This window comes from Streptomyces sp. NPDC001732 (assembly GCF_053596315.1).
Genome location: NZ_JBSFFY010000038.1, coordinates 43,179 through 64,843 on the forward strand (window position 1 = coordinate 43,179; position 21,665 = coordinate 64,843).

Below are 21,665 nucleotides of genomic sequence, written 5' to 3' on the forward strand. Positions count from 1 at the left end.
TGCGATCGCACGCACCGGACCCCGCTCCCTGATCCGGCCTGATCCAGACGAAAGACCCTAGGGCCTTTCGTCTGGCCGGTGCCTGCGGCGGAGGGGATCACCGCCGTACGCGACAGTGCTCGGCGGCCTCCTCGCGCAGTTCCAGGCCCAGGCCGACGCTGCCCCGGGGGCCCGGCCGGAGCGTTCCTCCCCCGGGGTCCAGGGCGCCGTCGAAAAGACGCTGCTCGATACCGACGTGGTCGTGGAACCACTCCACGTGCCGGAGGTTGGGCACGGCTGCCGCGGCGTGGGCGTGCGCGTGGGGCGCGCAGTGCCCGGAGATCTGCAGCCCGGCGGCCTCCGCCAGGGAGGCCGCCCGCAGCCACCCGGTGATTCCCCCGCACCGGGTGGCGTCCGCCTGGAGACAGTCCACCGCGCCCGAATCGATCATTCCGCGGAAGTAGGACAACGTGCAGCCGTACTCCCCGGCGGCGACGTCGGCCCCGGTCGCGGCCCGGACCAGGGCCAGCCCCGCCAGGTCGTCGGAGGAGACCGGCTCCTCGAACCAGAGCACGCCCTCGCCGGCGAGGAACGGGGCCAGCCGGACCGCCTGCTTGCGGGTGTAGGCCCCGTTCGCGTCCACGTAGAGCTCCGCGGCGTCACCGATGCTCGTACGGGCCGCGGCGACGCGTTCCCGGTCGCGCTGTCCGGCGCGCCCCCACGACTCCCCGATCTTGATCTTGACCCGGGGAATGCCCTGCCCGCGGACCCAGTCGCGCAGCTGGCGGTCCTGCTGCTCGGCGGTGTAGGTGGTGAAGCCGCCGCTGCCGTACACGGGCACCTCCCGGACGCACGCCCCGAGCAGATCCACGAGCGGGAGCCCCAGCAGGCGTGCCTTGAGGTCCCACAGGGCGATGTCCACGGCCGAGACGGCGCGGGCGACCAGCCCCGGGAAACCCGCGTTGCGCACCGCGCGCCTCATCGCCTCGTTCGCACCCGGCGGATCCCACGCGCGCAGACCGGTCACGACACCGGCCAGCAGCTCGTCGACCACTCGGGCGGCGGCGACCTCGGCGTAGGTGTAACCGAGCCCCGTCGCCCCGTCGGAGCGCACCCGCACGAGCACCAGGGTGGTCGACTCCCACGCCAGGGTGCCGTCCGCCTCCGGGGTATCGGTCGGGACGGTGTACGCGGCGGCTTCGACCGCGCGGATCAGCGGCTCGCCGCCTGCCGGAACGGAGTTCACTCAGCTCTCCCGCCCGTCCGGGGAATCGTCGCGGTGGTGGTGGCCGGGCAGCAGCTCCTGCACCTTCGCCTTGAGTCCCTGCCTGATCATGCCGCCGCGGTCGCTGTCGCCCTTGGCGATGGCGGAGACCACCGCTTCGGCCTGCTCCCGGTCGGCGTGCGGGGGGATCGGCGGGACGGCCGGGTCGGTGACGAAGTCGATGACGAAGGGACGGTCCGCGGCCAGCGCCTGCCGCCAGGCGTCCTCGACCCCACCGGGTTCCTCCACCCGTACGCCACCGAGGCCGATCGAGCGCGCGAAGCCGGCGTAGGGCACGTCGGGCAGGGACTGGGAGGGAAGGAACTGCGGGGCCCCGGACATGGCACGCATCTCCCAGGTGACCTGGTTCAGGTCCTGGTTGTTGAGCACCGCGACGACCAGCCGCGGATCCTGCCACCGCGACCAGTACTTCGCGACGGTGATGAGTTCCGCCATGCCGTTCATCTGCATGGCCCCGTCCCCGACGAGGGCCAGCGCGGGCCGGTCGGGGTGGGCGAACTTCGCCCCGATCAGGTACGGCACGCCCGGTCCCATCGTGGCGAGGGTCCCCGAGAGCGAGCCGCGCATCCGGCCGCGCAGCCGCAGATGACGCGCGTACCAGTTGGCGCCGGAGCCGGAGTCGGCGGCCAGCATGAGATCGTCCGGCAGCAGCGCGTCGAGGCAGTGCACGACGTACTCAGGGTTGATCGGGTCGGCCTCCACGGCGGCCCGGCGCCGCATGACCTCCCACCAACGGGCGGTGTCCTTCTCGATCTTCTTGCGCCAGGCCCCGTGCTTCTTCCGCTCCAGTCTCGGCAGCAGCTCCCTGATCGTCTCCCTCGCGTCACCGACCAGGTTCACCTCGAACGGGTACCGCAGCCCGATCATGTGCGGGTCGATGTCGATCTGCACCGCGCGGGCCTGGTCCAGTTCGGGCAGGAACTGCGTGTAGGGGAAGCTGGAACCGATCACCAGAAGCGTGTCGCAGTCCCGCATGAGTTCGTACGACGGCCGGGTGCCCAGCAGGCCGATGGCCCCGGTCACACAGGGCAGTTCGTCGGAGAGCACGTCCTTGCCCAGCAGGGCCTTGGCCACTCCCGCACCGAGCACATCCGCGAGTTCCTCGACCTCCGCCCGCGCGTTCCGGGCGCCCTGCCCGATCAGGACGGCGACCTTCTCGCCCGCGTTCAGCACCTCGGCGGCCCGCGCGACGTCCTCGTCGGAGGGAACCGGGGCCGAGGAGCCCAGGCCCAGACTGGAGGGCACCATCTTGAAGGCGTGCGTGGGCGGCGTGTAGTCGAGTTCCTGCACGTCCGCCGGGATGATGACCGCCGTCACCGTGCGTCTGGCGTACGAGGTGCGAAAGGCCCGGTCGATGGCGTTGGGGAGCTGTTCGGGGACGGTCACCATCGTGCAGAAGTCCGAGGCGACGTCCTTGTACAGGCTCAGCAGGTCGACCTCCTGCTGGTAGGAGCCGCCCATGGCGCTGCGGTTCGTCTGCCCCACCAGGGCCACCACGGGAACGTGGTCGAGCTTCGCGTCGTACAGCCCGTTGAGGAGATGGATGGCTCCCGGGCCCGAAGTAGCCGCGCAGACCCCCGCCCGGCCGGAGAACTTGGCGTAGCCCACGGCCTCGAAGGCGGCCATCTCCTCGTGGCGGGCCTGGATGAACTCGGGTTCGTTGTCGGCACGTCCCCAGGCGGCGAGGAGACCGTTGATGCCGTCGCCCGCGTAGGCGAAGACATGCTCGACCTCCCACTCGCGCAGGCGCTGGAGAATGTAGTCGGACACCTTCATCGGCCTCGGTTTCCTCTCGTTCGTTGCGGGGGTTCACGACTGCCGCACCGTCGTCGGCGTGCCGTCGGGCACCCGGGCCGGTGTCTTTCAGGTACGGAGCCGGGCCCTGGCGCGTCGCAGCACGGCGTACGCCCCCGCCGTCGCCGGCACCGCGAGGACGGCGGCCGTCAGTCGTCGGCCGTCGCCCGCAGGGCTGCCTGGCCGGTCGGCGAGCTTCTCCGGCCGGTCGGCGGGCAGGGGGCCGTCCAGGGCGAGGGCCAGGGCCTCGGCCAGATGCATCGCGCGCCGGCCGGTGCCGCCCTCCTCGATCTGGGTGCGGCAGCTGAATCCGTCGGCCAGGACCAGCGCCCCGGGAGGCGCCGCCCGTACGGCGGGCAGGACCCCCTGTTCGCCGATGGCCAGGGAGAGATGGTGGTGCCCCCGCTCGAAGCCGAAGTTCCCGGCGAGCCCGCAACAGCCCTCGTCCAGCACGACGGCGCCGACACCGGCGCGGCGCAGCAGTTCGCGGTCCGCGTCGTGCTTCAGCACGGCGTGCTGGTGGCAGTGGGGCTGGACCACGGCGGTCCGGGACAGCCGAGGGGGCCGCCAGTCCTCGTCCGGGACGCCGTCGGTCAGCAGTTCCGCGAAGGTGCGGAACTGCCGGGAGAGACGCTGGACGTCCAGGTCCTGCGGCATGAGTTCGGGGGCGTCGCTACGGAAGACCGCGACGCAGGAGGGCTCCAGACCGACGACGGGCGTGCCGGCCTCGATCCACGGACGCAACAGGGCCACCGTGCGGTGCAGCACCTTCTCCGCGATGCCCAATTGCCCGGTGGAGATCCAGGTCAGGCCGCAGCACACAGGTTGAGGCGGCACGGCGACCCGGAAACCGGCGTCCTCCAGGACCCGCACCGCTGCCTTCGCGACGGCCGGGTGGAAGCGGTTGGTGAACGTGTCCGGCCACAGGACGACCGCACGCTCGTCGCCCGGCTCGGGCTCGGGCACGTCCCGTGCGGCCCACCACCGGGTGAAGGACTCCGGCGCGAAGACCGGTGCCGTGCGTCCGGTGGCCACCCCCGCGAGACGCTTCCCGGCACGGGCGATGCCGGGGGCGTGGAGCAGGGCGTTCACCGGACGAGGCGCGAAGCACGACAGCCACGCCCACACGGGCAGCCACCCCATCGAGTAGTGCGCCGCGGGACGCAGCCGCCGCGCGTAGTGGTGGGAGAGGAACTCGGCCTTGTAGGTGGCCATGTCGACCCCGACGGGGCAGTCGGATCTGCACCCCTTGCAGGACAGGCACAGGTCCAGCGCGTCGCGCACCTCGGTGGAGCGCCAGCCCTCGGTCACCGGCGAATCGCGGTGCCCGCCCAGCATCTCGAACAGCAGCCGCGCCCGGCCGCGCGTGGAATGCTCCTCCTCGCCCGTCGCCCGGTAGGACGGGCACATCACTCCGCCGGTGCGGGCACGGCAGTTGCCGATCCCGACACAACGCTTCACCGCCTCGGTGAAGGAGCCGTCGTCGTCCGGGTAACCGAAGTGCGTGGGGAGGGCTGCCGGGCGCCATTGCGCTCCGAGCCGGAGGTCCTCGTCGGTCCGGTGCGGTGCGACGACCTTCCCCGGGTTCATCCTGTTGCCCGGGTCGAAGAGCCGCTTCATCTCCCCGAACGCCTCGACGAGCGGCCGGCCGAACATCCGGTGCAGCAGTTCGCCCCGTGCCTGTCCGTCGCCGTGTTCGCCGGAGAGGGACCCGCCGTACGACGTGACCAGGTCGGCGGCGCGGAACAGGAACTCCCGGAAGGCCGCGACCCCGTCGGCGTGCGTGAGCTCGAACGGGATGCGCGTGTGCACACACCCCTGGCCGAAGTGCCCGTAGAGCGCCGGACGGTCGTAGCCGAACTCCGCGAACATCCCCTTCAGATCGCGGAGGTAGTCACCCAGCCGGTCCGGCGGTACGGCGGAATCCTCCCAGCCCTCCCAGGTCTCCCGGTCGTCGGGCGGGCGGGCGGTCACCCCCAGGCCCGCCTCCCGCGCCCGGAGCATCTTCTGCTCGCGCCCCGGGTCGTCCGAGAGGGAGACCGCCGGGTCGTCGGCGCGCCGGCCGAGCGCGTCGAGCAGATCGTGTGCCCGCTCGTCCACCTCGTCCCGGCTCTCCCCGCTGAACTGGACGAGCAGCCAGCTCTCCCCCTGCGGGAAGGTGTCCAACGACTCGACGTGGGAGCCCTCCTCGCGCATGAGCTGCGCCATCCGCCCGTCCAGGGCCTCCAGCAGCTCCGGCTCGCAGTGCTCCAGCAACCGCGGTACGTCGTCGGCCGCGGCGCAGATGTCGTCGTAGCCGAGCACCACCATCGCCTCGCACGGGGGAACGGGCACCAGATCGAGTTCGGCGCGCAGCACGGTGACGAGGGTGCCCTCGCTCCCGACGAGTGCGCGCGCCAGGTCGAACCCGTTCTCCGGCAGCAGCGAGTCGAGGTTGTAACCGGACACCCGGCGCGGAATGTCGGGGAAACCGCGGCGGATCTCCGCCAGGTGGTGGTCGACGAGCCGACGCAGCCCGGCGTAGAGCTCGCCGCGGCGCCCCCCGGCGGCGACGACGGCCTCGTACTCCTCCCGCGAGGTGGGCCCGACCCAGCAGCGCGTTCCGTCGTAGGTCAGGATCTCCAGGCGCCGTACGTTGTCCACGGTCTTGCCGTATGCCTGCGCCGAGGCGCCGCAGGAGTTGTTCCCGATCATCCCGCCCAGCGAGCAGTGGCTGTGCGTGGCAGGTTTCGGGCCGAACTTCAGTCCCTCCCCGGACAGTTGGCGGTTCAGCTCGTCCAGCACGAGACCGGGCTCGACCACACAGGTCCGCCGTTCGGCGTCCACCGAGACCAGCCGGTCGCAGTATTTCGTCCAGTCGACGACCACGGCGGCGTTCGTGCACTGGCCGGCCAGGCTCGTCCCGCCGCCCCGGGACAGCACCGGCGCGCCGAACCGCGCGCAGACCTTCACCGCCTCGGCCCCCGACTCGACATCGGCGGGGAGGACCACGGCGATCGGGACCTGCCGGTAGTTCGACGCGTCCGTGGAGTAGGCGCCCCGGCTGCCCGCGTCGAAGCGCACTTCTCCCCGCACGCGCTCGCGCAGCGCGTCCTCCAGAGCCGTGACGTCCACGGCGGCGTCGCCGAAGGAGCCGTGGGCCGGTCCCGGGGACGGTGGGAAGGGTTCGGACTTCATGACGAATCCTCTTCCTGATGCCTCTGGACGGTGGAAGGAGACGAGGGCCGGGCCCGCTGCGGCTACGGCCGCAGAAGGGTCTTGACCATGCCGTCCTCCTTGGCCTGGAACATTGCGTACGCCTTCGGGCCGTCCGCCAGCGGGAGACGGTGGGTGGCGAAGCTGTCCACGCCGAGCATGTCCGTGTCGTCGAGCAGCGGCAGGATCTCGGGCACCCAGCGCCGGACGTTGGCCTGCCCCATCCGCAGCTGGATCTGCTTGTCGAACAGGGTCAGCATCGGCAGCGGGTCCGCCGTGCCGCCGTAGACACCGGAGAGCGAGATGGTGCCGCCGCGCCGGACCACGCCGATCGCGGTGTACAGGGCGGCGAGACGGTCCACGCCCATGTGTTCCATGAGCCTGCGGGCGACCAGGTCCGGCAGGAGACCGGTGGCCCACTGCGCGGTCTTCGCGAGGGGTGCGCCGTGGGCCTCCATGCCGACCGCGTCGATGACGGCGTCGGTTCCCCGGCCGTGGGTGAGCTGCCGGATCGCGTCGGGCAGGTCCTTGCCGCACCGGTTCAGGTCGAACACCTGGACCCCGTTCGCGGCGGCCCTGGCGAGCCGTTCGGGCACCAGGTCGACGCCGATCACCAGCTCGGCACCCAGATGCCGGGCGACCCTGGTGGCCATGTCGCCGATCGGGCCGAGCCCCAGCACCGTGACGCTTCCGCCAGGAGGGACGGACGCGTACCGGACGGCCTGCCAGGCCGTCGGCAGCACGTCGGACAGGTAGACGTACCGGTCGTCGGGCGGCCCTTCGGGCACCTTGATCGGCAGTGTGTTGCCGAAGGGCACGCGCAGCAGTTCCGCCTGCCCGCCGGGCACCTGCCCGTACAGCTTCGTGTAGCCGAACAGCGCGGCTCCCGTGCCCTGTTCGTGGACCTGGGTGGTCTCGCACTGGGAGTGCAGACCGCTGTTGCACATGAAGCAGGTCCCGCAGGAGACGTTGAAGGGGACCACCACGCGGTCTCCCACCCGCAGCGCCGTGACGTCGCGGCCGACTTCCTCGACCACCCCCATGGGTTCGTGGCCGAGTACGTCACCGGGGTCCAGGTACGGCCCGAGCACTTCGTAGAGGTGCAGATCGGAGCCGCATATCCCCGTCGAGGTGATCCGTACGACGACATCGGTGGACTCTTCGATGCGTGGGTCCGGGACGGTCTCCACCCGCACGTCACGACGTCCCTGCCAGGTGAGTGCACGCATGGTGTCTCTCCTCACTGCGGTGCCCGGGAGCGGCGGGCCGGTTCCCCGGTGCTTTTCCGGCAGAACGGGGCTGCCGGAAGGCCGCTGCCCGTCCCGCCGACGGTTTCGGGCACACCGGCACCGGCGTCCCGGCCGGTCGGGTTTTCCGACGCGGTGGCCCCTCGTCCGGCACCGCTCCGCCGTTCTTGTCGGTACGGGCCGACTCATCCAGCGAACCAGTGACTCGGCCGTCTCGCCTCTTGTGGCGGGAATGCCCACGAGGCGGCGGCGGGCGCGGGCGGCGCTCCGGCGGCCTTTGGGGCTGCTGAACAGGGGAGAGGGGGCCGGATTCCGAGGCCGTTGGAGGGAGTGGGGCAAAAGCCGTGTTACCGGCGGCCGGGGGCGGTCACCGGCTTGGGAGAGAAGCCATGGCCCGCCCCGCCCGTCGGCCGGTGCGGGCACGCCCGCAGAGGAGGAGCCATGAAGGACAGGAAGCAGGCCCAGCGAGACGGCGTCCGGGCCGCCGATCCGGCCCAGGGGCCGTTGACCACGGACCAGGGCGTGGCAATCGAACATACGGACGATTCGTTGACGGTCGGTGACCGCGGCCCCACCCTGCTGGAGGATTTCCACTTCCGGGAGAAGATCACGCGCTTCGACCACGAGCGGATTCCCGAGCGGGTCGTCCACGCCCGCGGCGCCGGTGCATACGGCTTCTTCGAGCCCTACGAGTCCTGCGCCGATTTCACCCGCGCCGCATTCCTCCAGGACCCGTCCGTGCGTACCCCCGTGTTCGTGCGGTTCTCCACCGTGCAGGGCCCCCGGGGCTCGGCGGACACGGTGCGCGACGTACGAGGCTTCGCCACGAAGTTCTACACGTCCGAGGGGAATTACGACCTGGTGGGGAACAACTTCCCCGTCTTCTTCATCCAGGACGGCATCAAGTTCCCCGACTTCGTGCACGCCGTGAAGCCCGAACCGCAGAACGAGATCCCCACCGGGGCATCCGCCCACGACACCCTCTGGGACTTCGTCTCCCTCCAGCCCGAGACGCTGCACACGATCATGTGGCTGATGTCGGACCGGGCGATTCCGCGCAGTTACCGGATGATGCAGGGATTCGGCGTCCACGCCTTCCGGTTCGTGACCGCCGACGGGCGCGGAACCTTCGTGAAGTTCCACTGGAAGCCCAGGCTGGGCGTGCACTCCCTCGTCTGGGACGAGGCGCAGGAAGTCCAGGGCCGTGACCCCGACTTCAACCGGCGCGACCTCTGGGACGCCATCGAGGCGGGCCAGTACCCGGAGTGGGAGCTGGGCGTCCAGCTCATCCCGGAGGAGGACGAGCACTCGTTCGACTTCGACCTCCTCGACGCGACGAAGATCGTTCCCGAGGAACTGGTCCGGGTCCGGCCCATCGGCCGGATGGTCCTCGACCGCAACCCCGACAACTTCTTCGCCGAGACGGAGCAGGTCGCCTTCCACACCGCCAACGTGGTCCCCGGCATCGACTTCACCAACGATCTGCTGCTCCAGGCGAGGAACTTCTCCTACCTCGACACCCAGCTGCTGCGGCTGGGCGGCCCCAACTTCGCCCACATCCCGGTGAACCGCCCGGTCGTCGACGTGCGCAACAACCAGCGCGACGGCTTCCACCAGGAACAGATCCACTCCGGTACGAGCTACACACCGAACACCCTCGGCGCCGGCTGTCCCGTACTCGCCGACGTGGACTCCGGGGCCTACCGCCACCTCACCGAACGGGTGGACGGCAACAAGATCCGCCGCCGCAGCCCCAGCTTCGAGAACCACTACCTGCAGGCGGCCCTGTTCTGGCGGAGCATGGTCGAGTGGGAGCGGCGGCACATCGTCGACGCGTTCCGCTTCGAACTGGGCAAGGTCTCCGCGAAAGAGGTCCGGGCGCGTACCGTCGCGCAGTTGGCCCAGGTCTCCACCGATCTCGCCCGGTCCGTCGCGGAAGGCATCGGCGTGCCCCTGCCGGACCCGACGGACACCCCGACCCCGGCACCCTCCCCCGCGCTGAGCCTGGAGAGCAACCGGGGGGACGGCTCGATCGTCTCGCGGCGGATCGCCGTCCTCGTCACGGACGGGGTCGAGGAGGAGCAGATCGCCGCGGTCCGGGCCCCGCCGGTCGCGTTCATGACCTCGCCGGTGATGAAGGAGGCGCTCGGCGAGGCCAGGAACACGTAGGCGGGCGCCATTTCGGCGGGCTGCGCCGGACGGCCGAGGGGGCTCTGCTTCCCGAACTCGCGGGTGTCGGGCAGTGTCGCGGGGATCAGCGGAGTCCACACCGGCCCCGGCGCCACCGCGTTGACGCGGACCCCGTCCGACGCCAGCATCTGGGCGAGACCCTGGGTGAAAGTCACGATCGCGCCCTTCGTCATGGCGTAGTCGAGGAGGTGCGGACTCGGCCGATACGCCTGGACCGAGGTCGTGTTGATGATCGAACCGCCCGCCGGCACATGGGGCACGGCCATTTTGCAGAGCCAGAACATCCCGTAGAGATTGGTGCGCATCACCCGGTCGAACTGGTCGGTCGAGACGGCCTCGATGCCGTCCGGCTGCGACATCTGGTAGGCGGCGTTGTTGACCAGGACGTCGATGCGCCCGAATTCCGATACGGCCGTCCCGATCAGTGCGCGGCACTGGGCTTCCTCACGGATGTCGCAGGCCACCGCGATCGCCCGCCGCCCCGCTTCCTCGACCAGACGTGTCGTTTCCAGGGCCTCTTCCTCCTCGGACGGCAGGTGGGTGAACAGGACGTCGGCCCCCTCGCGCGCGAAGGCCAGGGCCACCGCACGGCCGATGCCCGAGTCCCCACCGGTCAGCACCGCCTTGCGGTCGGCCAGGAGGCCGTTGCCCCGGTAGGTGTCCTCGCCGTGGTCGGGCGGCGGGTCCATCGGTCCCGTCCAGCCGGGATGCTGCTGGCTCTGCTGCGGAAAGCCGGGCCGGGGATGCTTCGTCGTGGGATCTTTCCGGCCTTCGGTCGCGTCCATGGCTGCGCTTCTCCTTGTGCTGGTCCGGCAGGAGGGGCGCGCGGCCGGTTCGGCCGGAGGGCCGGTGCGTGCCCGAGTTCGTCCGCGAGGGCGAACGCCGTGGGCGGGATCGGAGCCGGTCTCGGGGCGCCCGGAGCCGATCCTCCGGGCGGAGACGGCGGCACGCGAGTTTGCTTCCTCCGTCCAGGTCGCTTTCCGGGCAACCGGGTACCGTCACGGCCACGAGCCGATGGGCAGCGCCGGGTGGGCCCGGAGTACGGCGAGGCCGCCCTCCCCGCCGGCTGCGGGGCCGAGGCCTCACCCGCGCGCGTGGAGGTACGCCTCCAGCTCGGCCGCCCCGGCCAGCATCGCCCGCCCGCGGGCGGACACCCGGTCGTGCCAGTTGCGCAGGGTGGCCTCCAGCGGCGCCACGCCGCCCGCCGCCCGCACCTGTGCGATCAAGGGGGCGATCTGCTCCAACAGGTAACCGCCCCGCCTGAGTTGGTGGGCCATCCGGGCGTCCCGTACGTCGGCCTCGTCGTAGACGCGGTATCCGGTCAGCGGATCGCGGCGCGGGTGCAGCAGCCCGGCGCGCTCCCACTTGCGCAGTGTCGCGGGCCGGATTCCGAGTCGTTCTGCCAGCGGCCCGATGAACGTGCCGCCGGATCCGGGCGCCGCAGTCCCCGGACCGGGCATCGCCGTGCCGGGGCCGCGATCCGTGGCGGACGTCAGCTCGCGCAGGGCGTTCTCCACGGCCCGGAGCGTCTGCCGGTCGTCGAGCAGTTGGGCATGGCTCTCGTCGATCAGACGGAACGCCTCACCGGTCTCGCCCCGGTTCACGGCCCGCATGATCGACGTCGCCGTCCGGTGGCCGTGGCCGGGCAGCAGGGCGAGGAACGTGCGCAGGGCCTGCGCGTGCAGCGGGGTGTAGGTGCGGTAACCGTGCGGTGTGCGGCCGGCCTCCGGAAGGACGCCGGTCTCCTCGTAGTTCCTGACGGCCTGGGTGGACAGACCGTGCCCGCGTGCCAGGTCGACCGGCCTGAGGCGTTCCCCGCTTTGAAGCTTTCGACCCATCGAACCGTCCCTGCCACGCAAAAGTTTCAAACGAAAGTTCAACGATACCGTTGAAGGCATGGCAATCGACATCAAGGACACCACCCGTGCCGTCGAGGCAGCCGCCGTCATGGGCCTGTTCCCGAACCGGCCCCGAATCCTCGCCCTGGGCGAGCCCACCCACGGCGAGGACGCCCTGCTCCGCCTGCGCAACGAGCTCTTCCGGCAGCTCGTCGAGCAGGAGGGCCACCGGACGATCACGATCGAGAGCGACTGCGTGAGGGGCCTGGTCGTGGACGACTACGTCACCTCGGGCACGGGCACGCTCGACGAGGTCATGGAGCACGGGTTCAGCCACGGCTGGGGCGTCCACACGGGCAACCGCGAACTCGTGCGCTGGATGCGCGCCCACAACGACGGCCGGCCCGCGTCCGAGCAGGTCCGCTTCGCCGGCTTCGACGGCCCGCTGGAGATCGCCGCCGCCGAGAGCCCCCGGCAGACCCTCACCGCACTCCACGACGGCCTCTCGGCCCGGGTGGCCGCAGGCCTGCTCCCCTGCACCGCAGAAACGCTCGACCGTCTGCTCGGCTCCGACGACCGGTGGACCGATCCCGCCGCGATGAGGGACCCCTCCCGGTCCGTGGGACGGTCCGCCGATGCCGTCCGGCTGCGGCTGATCGCCGACGACCTGGCGGCACTGCTCGACGCACAGGCGCCGCACCTGATCGAGACGGTCTCGCAGGACGACTGGGACCGGCTGCGGCTGTACGGGCGCACCGCGACCGGCCTGCTGCGCTACCACCACGGGATGGCCGACACCTCACCGGCCCGCATGACCCGACTGGTGGGCCTGCGGGACCAGATGATGGCCCACAACCTCCTCGCCCTTGCCGCCCGGGGCCCGGTGCTCGTCCACGCCCACAACTCCCACCTCCAGCGGGAGAAGAGCTCGATGCAGATGTGGGAGGGGCCGGTGGAGTGGTGGAGCGCCGGTGCGCTGGCGAGCGCCCGGCTCGGCGAGGAGTACGCCTTCGTGGCCACGGCCCTCGGCACGATCCGGCACCAGGGAGTGGACACGCCGCCGCCGGACACCCTCGAAGGACTCCTGTACGAGCTCCCGGAGGACCGTTGCGTCGTCGACGCCCCACAACTGGCCGCCGCCCTCGGCGACGCGCTGCCCGCGCCCCGCGTGTCCCCCTGGTTCGGCTACGCCCCGTTCGACCCGGCCCATCTGGCGGACAGCGACGGCATCGTGTTCGTCAAGGACGTCCCGCAGAACCGGGACGCGTCCCCCCGGCCGGAATGACGCGCGGGCCGGCCGGAATGACGTGCCGGGCCGGACAGAAGGGGGCGCCGGTCCGGTCGGAACGAGATGCCGGGTCGGCCGGAACGAGGGAGCGGTCCGGTCGGGCTCGCGGAGAGGCCGCGCCCCGGCAAAGGGACCGCGCCCCGGCAAAGGGACCGCGCGTCTCAGACCGGCCGGTTTCCGGTGCCCGGATCGCGGGTGAGCAGGTCGGCTACCCGGGCGACCGTCCGGCCCTCCTCGTCGCCGCGGACGGCCGTCGGATGGTGGGCGAGCACGAAGCGGCGCCGCTGGTCGCGGGTGGAGAACACGGCGTTCTTGTAGCCGTACGTCTCACCGGTCTTGCCCCAGAGGGTGACGCCGTTGACGGTGGCCCGCTGCAGGCCGGTGCTGTAGCGGGCCGGGGAGCCGTCCGGCATGCGCACCTCCTCGGGCGGCAGGGTGAACATCAGCTCCAGCAGCTCCGGCGGCAGCAGTCCGCCGGAGAACAGCGCGGTGAACATCCGGTCGAGATCCCCCGTGGTGGAGATCATGTCGCCCTCCCCGCGGCTGGAGCTCTGGTCGTACACGGTGACGTCCCGCAGCCCGCCGTCGGCCCCTGCCAGGTAGCCGTGCACGTGCCGGCCGTGGATGTGCGGGTCGTCACCCGGCACCGCGGTGCGCGCCAGATCCAGCGGGCGAAGGACGCGGGCCGCGACGGCCTCCCCGTACGGGCGGCCGGTGACCCTGTCGACGATCAGCGCGGCCAGCACGTAGTTGACGCCGCGGTACTCCTGCCGGGTGCCCGGGGCGAACTTCAGCGGCCCGTGCGTCGCGGTCGCCACCCACTCCCGCGGCGTCCAGTGGTCGAAGCGGTGCCGGACCACCTCCTCCGCGGTCTCCGGCTCCGGCACACCGGCATGGTCGGGCAGTCCGCTGGTGTGGTTCAGCAGGTGCGCCACGGTGACGGGGGAGAACCGGGCCGGCAGCAGCCCCGGCAGGACACCCCGTACCGGCGCGTCCAGGTCGACCCGGCCCTCCGCGACGAGCTGCAGTACCACGGTGGCGACGAAAACCTTGGTGATGCTGCCGATCCGCACCCGGTGGTGCGCCCCCACCGGCCGCCGCGTCCCGAGATCGGCCACGCCCGAGGCGCCGTACCAGTGGCCGGCCGTCCCGCCCACGCGCAGCTGGGCCGCGGTCGACGGCGGGTGCTCCAGGTCGTCGACCGCCGCTCGCAGGGCGGCCGGGTCAAGTGGCGGAAGCGGTGCGGGCGGGGCGGCCACACCGCGCACGGGCAGTGCCGCGGTGGCGGCCAGCGCACCGGCCCCCGCCAGAGCGGTGCCCACAAAGGCCCTTCGTGACATACGAGTTGACTTCATGGCCCCATGCTGTCGGCGGGCACGCGCCCGGCCATCGGGGCTGCCCCGGAACGATCCCCGAACACACCCCGACCCCACCCCCCACACGGATGCCCACCTGGCGCCGGCACCTCCGAAACGGGCACTTTGCGAGCGGGCGCGCGCCCGGCTTTGCCCCCGGCCGCCCGGCGCGACCCGCACGGGTGGGGCGGGCGGGGGCGCGGCGACGCCGGCGCGACCTCCACCGGGCCTGCCCGCCGGGTCCCACCACGACGGTCGCCCCGGGCGCTCGCCCTCGGCGCCGCCGTGCGGGCCGGGCCCCGGTGCTCCCGGCCCGCGTCGCCGTGCCCTTGCCGCTCCCGGTGGGGGTCCCGCCGTTGCGGTCAGTCCTTCAGGTGTTCCAGGATCCGGTGCATCCCGCTGGTCCAGTTCTCCTTGAGCGCCACGACGGCCGCATCGAGGTCGCCGCGCTGCAGGCACTCGGCGATCTGCTCGTGCTCCACCGCCGAACGTTCCAGGACGTCCTGGTCGCCCAGCGCCACCCGCTCGTAGCGGTGCATCGTCACCTTCAGCGAGGTGATCAGCTTCATCAGGCGGTCGTTCGTGCAACCGGACAGGAGCAGGTCGTGCCACGCGTCGTCATAACGCTCTATGACGTCGTGCGGCGCCTGCGGGGCCGAGAACGCGTGTGCCTCCTCCAGGAGGCGGGGGGCGATCGCCGCCAGGTGCCCGGGATCGCTGGACTCCAGGGCGAGCGCCTCCAGCGTCGCGACGATCGCGGACAGGTCACGGAACTCCTGTGCGCTGAGCGGCGTGAAGCGGAAGCCCTTGCCGCGCTCGCTGGTGATGACGCCCTCGCGCTCCAGCGTGATCAGCGCCTCGCGCAACGGTGTGCGACTGACGCCGAGTTCGGTGGCGAGCTGCCCCTCGTTGATCGGTGAGTTGGTCGCGATCGTGCCGCGCCCGAGGCGCTTGATCAGTTCCTCCTTGACCTGTTCGCGCAGCGGGCGGTTTTCGATTGGCATGTGAGGCTGCCCTCCCTTCGGTCCGTCGATTATCCGCTACCGGCGGGTCACGCGGTACCGGCGCCGTCGACCGGGATGATCGCCCCGCTCAGGAACGCCGAGGCGTCGGAGGCGAGGAACGCCACGGTCTGGGCGATGTCGCGGGGCTGCCCGATCCGGCCGAGCGGCCGGTCGGCCGCGTCGGCGTAGAACGCGTCGGAGCTCTCGCCGAGCTGGCGGGCCTCCTCGGCGAGCATCCCGGTCGCCGTGTCACCGGGACAGACGCAGTTGACGCGGATGTTGTCGGGGCCGTGGTCGATGGCCATGGCCCGGGTCATGTTGACGACGGCGCCCTTCGACGCGCAGTACGAGACGGCCCGGCCGCCGCCGCGAATGCCCCACCCGGAACCGGTGTTGACGATGGAGCCGCCGCCCTGGGCCACCATCCCCGGGATCACGAGACGGCTCATCAGCATCACCGAGCGGATGTTCACGGCCATCACCAGGTCCCAGTCGTCCTCGGTGATCTCGCAGACCGTGGAGCGGCGGATGATGCCGGCGTTGTTGAAGAGGACGTCCACACCGCCGAACCGCTCCTGCGCCGTGTGCACGACGGCCTCGCAGTCCTCGCGCCGTGACACGTCGCAGCGCACGAAGATTCCGCCGGTGTCCTTCGCGGTGCGTTCGCCGCCGTCCGCGTCGATGTCGGCGATCACCACACGGGCACCGAGTTCCGCGAGGACCTGGGCGGTGGCGCGGCCGATTCCGGCTCCGCCACCGGTCACGATGGCGCGCTTGCCGTCAAGGGAGATCATCCTGGACTCCTTCTGAGAGAGGGGAGAGGGGAGAGGGGAAAGAGGAGGAAGGAAGGGGGAGCCGGGCGGGAAGTACGGGGTCATCCGACCAGGCGGTACAGCGAGGTGCGCCGCCTGCCGGTGATGACGGGGAGGTAGCCGGACAGCTCCGCGTCGAGCGCGTCGTCGCCGGTGTCGAGGAGGAGCGGACGGCCGCCGAGCGCGGCCAGTTTCTGTTCCGTGCACAGCACGAGCAGGCGCTCGCGACCGCCCGCCGCGCGCAGGACGCGCGGCGAGATCTGCTGGTTGCCGCGGCCGAGGAGGAAACCCTGGCCCCCGATGGGGGAGAGGGCGATCCGGGCGGGTCCGGCCGAGAGCAGGGCAGCCTCGCCCGCGTCGCGGGCCACGACGCGCGGCGATCGGCCGGGCCGCAGGCGGAGCACGTCGACCCCGGTGAGGGAGACGTCCGCGCCGAGCGCCGCCGCGACCGCCCGGGTGGTGCTGCCGGGCCCGAGCACCAGCAGCCCCTCCCCGACCCGCTCGGCGACCTCGGCCGCGATGCCGCCGACCGCCTCGGGCGCGGTGACGGTGCTGCCGGTCTTGCGCTGCTGCACCCGGACCGGCACGTCGGGAACGGGCAGCCAGCCGAACAGCCGTGAAGCGACCCGGCCCTCGCCCAGGGCGTCCTCGTCCCGGTCCATCACCTCGGCGTCCCGCAGCCGGACGGTGCCCCCGCGGGCGAGCCACGCCGCCGCGACCTCACCGGCGGCGCGCGGGCCGACGGCGAAGACGGCCGAGTGCATCTTCACACCGGTCGGTACGCCGAGGACCGGGCAGGGCGCGTCGCCGAGGGCGCCGAGCACGTCCCGCGCGGTGCCGTCGCCGCCCGCGAAGAGCAGGAGGTCCACCCCCTCGGCGACGACGGCCCGCACCGTGGCGTCCGTGTCTGCGGCCGAGGTGTCCCGCCCGGCCCCGGCGGTGTACACGACCCGCCCCGCGAGCCCCGCGGCGGCCACGGAGTCGGCGCCCAGGGGACCGGCGGCGGTGACGACGAGGATCCCGGAGCCCGGCGCCCCGGACGTCGTCGACTGCCCCGAACGCGCCGCAAGTTCACTCAGGGCGGCGGTGGCCCGCGCCCCCGCCGAAGGGAGCGCGCCCAGCGAGAGCGCCAGACGGGGCCGGTCCGGGCCGTCGGTGCCGCCCAGGCCCACCCGGCCGCCGAGACCGGCGACCGGGTTGACCACCAGACCGATCCTCGTCACCGCCCGGCCTCACCGAGCACCTTGCGGCGGTAGGCGCGCCAGGAGACCGCCCAGACCGCCGGGTCGTCCAGGGCCTCCGGGCGGACCCGGTGGATGGTCGAGCGGTGCGGTGCCGTCCGGACGGTCCCCGGATCCTCGTACGCCTCACGGGCGACCTCCGCGAGGATCGCCGCGTACTCGTCGAGATCGGCTCGGGTGTAGGACTCGGTCGGCTCCAGAGTCATGGGTTCCGGTACGACGTACGGGTGGTGGCTGGTCCAGTAGTGCGTACCGAAGTCCGCGGCGCGCAGGCCGAGGTCCTCGGAGTGCAGGCCGGTGTCCTCGTGGAGCTTCTCCCAGCTGTAGCGGACCTGCTCGACACGCGGGCGCCCCGCCGCGTAGGGGACCGAGACCCCCGGGATCTGCCGCACCTTGTGGAGCAGGTAGTTGTTGTTGAGGACGGCCGTCTCGGCGGCGGCCCGCAGACCCGGTGCGCCGAGCGACATGATCCAGGCGTAGGCGCGGACCAGATTCGGCACGACCCCGTAGAACGGCCGCATCTTGCCGACCGACTCGGGCCGGTCGTCGTCCAGCCGGTACCTGCCCGTCTCCGGGTCGAACTCGACCGTCGGACGCGGCAGATACGGGGCGAGTTCCTCGGTGACCGCGCACGCGCCCGCCGCCGGGCCGCCGCACGCGTGCGGGGTCGAGAACGTCTTGTGCAGGTTGAAGTGGCACAGGTCGAAGCCCGCGTCCCGGGCCCGGGTGATGCCGAGGATGCCGTTCGCGTTGGCCTGGTCGTACGAGCACAGGCCGCCCGCCTCGTGCACGATCCGTACGAACTCCTCGATGCGCGGGTTGTAGATGCCCGTGTCCTCGGGGTTCGTGATGAGGAGCGCCGCCGTGCGCGGGCCGACCGCCGCCCTGAGCGCCTCGATGTCCGGGTAGCCGTCCGCGTCCGGGTGGAGCGTGATGACCTTGAAGCCCGCCGTCTTCGCGCAGGCCGCGTTCGACGGGTGGGAGAAGATCGTCGTGATGATCTCGTCGCGCTGCTCCAGCTCGCCGCGCGCGGCGAAGTGGGCCCGGATCATGGCGACGTTGGTGTAGATCGCGGCGGAGCCCGCACCCGGCTGGAGCGAGACCCGGTCCATGCCGGAGATCTCCTTCAGGAGCTGCTCCAGGCCGTGGATGATCCCGAGGACGCCCTGGACCGTGTCCTCGTCCTGGAGCGGGTGCAGCGCCGCGATCCGCGGGTCACGGACGAACTGGTCGTTGACCTTGGGGCTGTACTTCATGGTGCAGGTGCCCTGGCCGACGTCGATGTTGAGATCGGCACCCAGATTCTCCTGCGACAGGCGCAAGTAGTGCCGCAGAACCTGCTGTTGGGACATCTCCGGCAGGGCGGGCGGTTCGGCCCGGCGCAGGACGGCGGGCACCTCGGCCTTCGCGACGGAGGGGTCCGGCGCCGGTACGAGAACGCCCCGCTCGCCCGGCGAACCGAGCTCGAAGATCAGCTCCTCGTCCCAGGACGCCTGCTGGAAACGGCGCAGGCGCGGCTTGCCGGCGATGCGTGCCTCCGCGGGGGAGACGGACACGGGCGTGTGCGGGGCGGTCACTTGACGATCTCCTCCAGGGTCGCGGCGAGCCGGTCGATGTCGGCCTTGGTGTGGACCTCGGTGACGCAGTACGCGGCCTCGTGCTCGCCGGTCGGCACGCCGCCGAAGATGCCCCGCTCCTTCAGTCCGGAACGGATCTCGGCGGCGGTCCTGCCGCCCGTGTAACGGACGGTGAAGTCGGCGAAGTGCAGGGCGTCGCCGTACGGGACCTCGATGCCCGGAACCTCGGCGAGTCGGCCGCGGGCGTACGCGGTGAGCGCGAGGATCGTGTCCCCGATCTCCCGCATGCCCTGCGGTCCCATCAGCGCGAGATAGACCCCGGCGCCGATGCCGTGCAGTGCGGCGGCCGTGCCGACCCACTCCTTGCCCTCCTCGCGCAGTGCGAACGAGGTCCGCTCGTAGGCGACGTCGCCGAAGCCGTACTCGCCCTCGACGGCCGTCGGCACGAGGCCGAACAGACGCGAGGGGTACTCGGCGACCAGTCTCTCCTCGTCGCGGGTGGCGATGAAGCCCGCGTTGCCGCCGCCGAAGCTCTGGTGGATGCCGAGCGGCTGGATGTCGCCGCACGTGATGTCGGCGCCGTGCGCGGAGGGCGGTGCAAGCGTGCCGAGCGTGAGCGGATTGCAGCCCACGACGAACAACGCCCCCGCACCGTGCGCGAGTTCGGCGAGCCGGGGCAGTGCCTCGTCGACGATGCCGAGCGCGGACGGCATGTCCGCGTACACCGCCGCCGTGTCGCCGGCGGCGAGCGCCTCGCGCACCGCGGCGAGATCGGCGCAACCGGTGTCCGGATCGACCGGGACCACCACCACGTCGTGGTCGGGGCGCACGTAGTCGCACACACGGGAGAGCTTGTCGGCGTCGATCGCGGTGGCGACGAGCACCCGGCGGCGGCCGGTGATCCGGCCGGCCATGCGCAGGGCGGTTCCCGCGGCCTGGAAACCGTCGTACACCGGGACGTTGACGACCTCGACGTCGAGCAGCTCGGCCATCATCGACTGGTACTCCCACAACGCCTGGAAGCGGCCGTGGTCCTCGTAGGGCTCGCCCGCGTACGCCGTGAGGAACTCGCTGCGGTTGACCACCTCGTCCACGACCGCCGGCACATGGTGCTGGTAGCAGCCGGAGCCGAGGAAGCTGAGCACCTGCCGGGTGGAGGTGTTGTGGCCGAGCAACCCTTCCATGTGGCGGGTGAGTTCGGCTTCCGAACGCAGCGGGGCCGGCAGGTCGAGAGGGCGGTGCAGCCGGATGCCGTCCGGGATGTCGGCGTAGAAGTCCTCGACGCTCGCCGCGCCGATCTCCGCGAGCATCGCCTGCCGCACGGCCGGGACCGCGTTGGGAATGTAGGGGTGGACGAAGTCCTGGGGTGACGTCATGCCGCGCCTTTCGCATGAGCCGGCCCGGCGGGGCCGGTCGTGAACCACAGCAACGAAAGTCTTTGGGTGTACACCTCTTGACGGGAAGCTCCGTCATTCAGTGTTCTGAATACAGCATTAGGCATTCAGGCTCCAGGAGGCAAGAGTGTCAACAAGACCCACCCGACGGCTTGTTCTGGCCGCGGGTCTCACGACCGCGGCATCGTCACTGGTCAGCGGATGCGCCATGGGCGGCACGGGCGGCGGGAACGCCCGTGACATCGGTGGCGGCAAGGACGACGGAGGGGGCGACGTCAGCGGAAAGATCACCGTCTGGTCGTGGGACGTGGCCGCCAAGGCCATGAAGCGCTTCGCCCGGACCTTCGAGGAACAACACCCCGGCACCACCGTCGACGTCGTCGACATCGGCTACGACAACGCCTACGACAAGATCACCGTGGGCCTGCGCGGCGGGTCGGGCCTCGCCGACGTCCTCACGGTCGAGGGCAGCTACATGCCCCGCTACACGGGCAACTTCCCGAGCGGCTTCTACGACCTGACGAGCCTCGGCGGCCGCTACGGCGGCGACTTCGACCGCGCCGCGTGGCGCACCGTCACCGGCAAGGACGGCGCGGTCCTCGCCCTGCCCTGGGACATCGGCCCCTGCGCGCTCTACTACCGCACGGACCACTTCCGCGCCGCCGGCGTCGCCCCCGAGTCGCTGCTGACCTGGGACGACTACGTGGAGGCGGGCGTCCGCATCAAGAAGGCCACCGGCCGCAAGCTGCTCATCATGGACTCCACCGACGCCGGAATCCTGCCGATGCTGCTCCAGCAGCAGGGCCAGTCCTACTTCAAGGACGGCCGGGTCGCGGTCGACACCCCGGAGGCCGTCAAGGCCCTGACCCTGATGAAGACCCTGCACGACAAGGGACTCGTCGCCTACGAGAAGGGCTGGGACGGGCTCGTCACCGCCACCAAGGAGGGCAAGGTCGCCACCACGCCCACCGCCGCCTGGTGGACGGGCACCCTCACCGACGAGATGCCCGAACTGAAGGGAAGGTTCGGGGTGGTGCCACTGCCCGGCTTCACCGCCGACGGCATCCGCACCTCGAACATCGGCGGCTCCACGCTCTGCGTACCGGCCCAGAGCAAGAACCCCCGACTGGCCTGGGCGTTCATCGAGTTCCTGCTCACCGGCAAGGCGAACCAGGTCTCCATGCTCAAACACGAGGGACTGTTCCCCGCCTACCTGCCCGCGCTCGACGACCCGTACCTGAACGCGAAGCAGGAGTACTTCGGCGGCCGGGCGGCCCTCGGCGTGTTCGCCCGGCTCGCCCGCAACATCCCCCCGGTCGAGAACAACAAGGACGACGCGAAGGCGTCCGACATCATGATCTCCGCCGTCACCGGAGTGATGCTCCGGGGCAAGGACCCGCGCGCCGCCCTGGAATCGGCCGCGCGACAGCTCGCCACGGCCACCGGCCGCGAAAGGGTGGAGTAGC

The 21,665-nt window shown here is 71.6% G+C and carries 13 protein-coding genes and 2 pseudogenes; 3 read left to right on the top strand and 12 right to left on the bottom strand.

All coding sequences use genetic code 11. The annotated features are described in order from the left end of the window. Positions 1-97: 97 nt before the first annotated feature. The 4 genes from ACWCXX_RS28365 to ACWCXX_RS28380 form a co-directional block, all read right to left on the bottom strand. Positions 98-1,225, bottom strand: coding sequence for an enolase C-terminal domain-like protein (locus ACWCXX_RS28365; protein ID WP_451132059.1), 1,128 nt, complete (start codon positions 1,223-1,225; stop codon positions 98-100). After that, positions 1,226-3,040, bottom strand: a complete 1,815-nt coding sequence (locus tag ACWCXX_RS28370) for a thiamine pyrophosphate-requiring protein (RefSeq protein ID WP_451132061.1) — start codon at positions 3,038-3,040, stop codon at positions 1,226-1,228. 87 nt (positions 3,041-3,127) lie between these two features. Next, positions 3,128-6,235: an FAD-binding and (Fe-S)-binding domain-containing protein gene (locus tag ACWCXX_RS28375; RefSeq protein ID WP_451132063.1), complete on the bottom strand. Its 3,108-nt coding sequence runs from the start codon at positions 6,233-6,235 to the stop codon at positions 3,128-3,130. 62 nt (positions 6,236-6,297) lie between these two features. Continuing rightward, positions 6,298-7,482, bottom strand: coding sequence for a zinc-dependent alcohol dehydrogenase (locus ACWCXX_RS28380; RefSeq protein ID WP_451132065.1), 1,185 nt, complete (start codon positions 7,480-7,482; stop codon positions 6,298-6,300). A 459-nt stretch (positions 7,483-7,941) separates the two neighbouring features. Between ACWCXX_RS28380 and ACWCXX_RS28385 the strand changes: the two are divergent. Beyond that, positions 7,942-9,600 (top strand): annotated as a pseudogene (locus tag ACWCXX_RS28385) (catalase); the annotation flags it as partial. 2 nt (positions 9,601-9,602) lie between these two features. On the opposite strand, the pseudogene ACWCXX_RS28390 reads toward ACWCXX_RS28385, so the two are convergent. Both ACWCXX_RS28390 and ACWCXX_RS28395 read right to left on the bottom strand, forming a co-directional pair. Further along, positions 9,603-10,475, bottom strand: a pseudogene (locus tag ACWCXX_RS28390) (SDR family oxidoreductase); the annotation flags it as partial. Positions 10,476-10,772: 297 nt separating this feature from the next. After that, positions 10,773-11,528, bottom strand: coding sequence for a TioE family transcriptional regulator (locus ACWCXX_RS28395; RefSeq protein ID WP_451132067.1), 756 nt, complete (start codon positions 11,526-11,528; stop codon positions 10,773-10,775). A 58-nt stretch (positions 11,529-11,586) separates the two neighbouring features. Between ACWCXX_RS28395 and ACWCXX_RS28400 the strand changes: the two genes are divergently transcribed. Next, the gene (locus tag ACWCXX_RS28400) at positions 11,587-12,813 is read left to right on the top strand and encodes an erythromycin esterase family protein (protein ID WP_451132069.1); all 1,227 of its coding nucleotides are present in this window, start codon (positions 11,587-11,589) and stop codon (positions 12,811-12,813) included. A 164-nt stretch (positions 12,814-12,977) separates the two neighbouring features. Here the strand turns inward: ACWCXX_RS28400 and ACWCXX_RS28405 are convergent, their stop codons facing one another. The 6 genes from ACWCXX_RS28405 to gcvPA form a co-directional block, all read right to left on the bottom strand. Next, positions 12,978-14,171, bottom strand: a complete 1,194-nt coding sequence (locus tag ACWCXX_RS28405) for a serine hydrolase domain-containing protein (RefSeq protein ID WP_451132071.1) — start codon at positions 14,169-14,171, stop codon at positions 12,978-12,980. A 362-nt stretch (positions 14,172-14,533) separates the two neighbouring features. Further along, complete coding sequence (locus ACWCXX_RS28410; RefSeq protein WP_451132073.1) at positions 14,534-15,175, bottom strand: GntR family transcriptional regulator; 642 nt, start codon at positions 15,173-15,175, stop codon at positions 14,534-14,536. Positions 15,176-15,222: 47 nt separating this feature from the next. Beyond that, the gene (locus tag ACWCXX_RS28415; RefSeq protein WP_451132075.1) at positions 15,223-15,969 is read right to left on the bottom strand and encodes an SDR family NAD(P)-dependent oxidoreductase; all 747 of its coding nucleotides are present in this window, start codon (positions 15,967-15,969) and stop codon (positions 15,223-15,225) included. Positions 15,970-16,049: 80 nt separating this feature from the next. Further along, positions 16,050-17,210: an ATP-NAD kinase family protein gene (locus tag ACWCXX_RS28420; RefSeq protein ID WP_451132077.1), complete on the bottom strand. Its 1,161-nt coding sequence runs from the start codon at positions 17,208-17,210 to the stop codon at positions 16,050-16,052. Then, on the bottom strand, positions 17,207-18,805 hold the full coding sequence (gene gcvPB, locus ACWCXX_RS28425) for an aminomethyl-transferring glycine dehydrogenase subunit GcvPB (RefSeq protein WP_451132079.1): 1,599 nt from the start codon (positions 18,803-18,805) through the stop codon (positions 17,207-17,209). Before gcvPB ends, ACWCXX_RS28420 begins: the two co-directional genes overlap by 4 nt. Then, a complete protein-coding gene (gcvPA, locus tag ACWCXX_RS28430) occupies positions 18,802-20,181 on the bottom strand; it encodes an aminomethyl-transferring glycine dehydrogenase subunit GcvPA (RefSeq protein ID WP_451132081.1) in 1,380 nt (459 codons plus the stop codon). Before gcvPA ends, gcvPB begins: the two co-directional genes overlap by 4 nt. 226 nt (positions 20,182-20,407) lie before the next feature. Between gcvPA and ACWCXX_RS28435 the strand changes: the two genes are divergently transcribed. Then, on the top strand, positions 20,408-21,664 hold the full coding sequence (locus ACWCXX_RS28435) for an ABC transporter substrate-binding protein (protein ID WP_451132083.1): 1,257 nt from the start codon (positions 20,408-20,410) through the stop codon (positions 21,662-21,664). Position 21,665 lies beyond the last annotated feature (1 nt).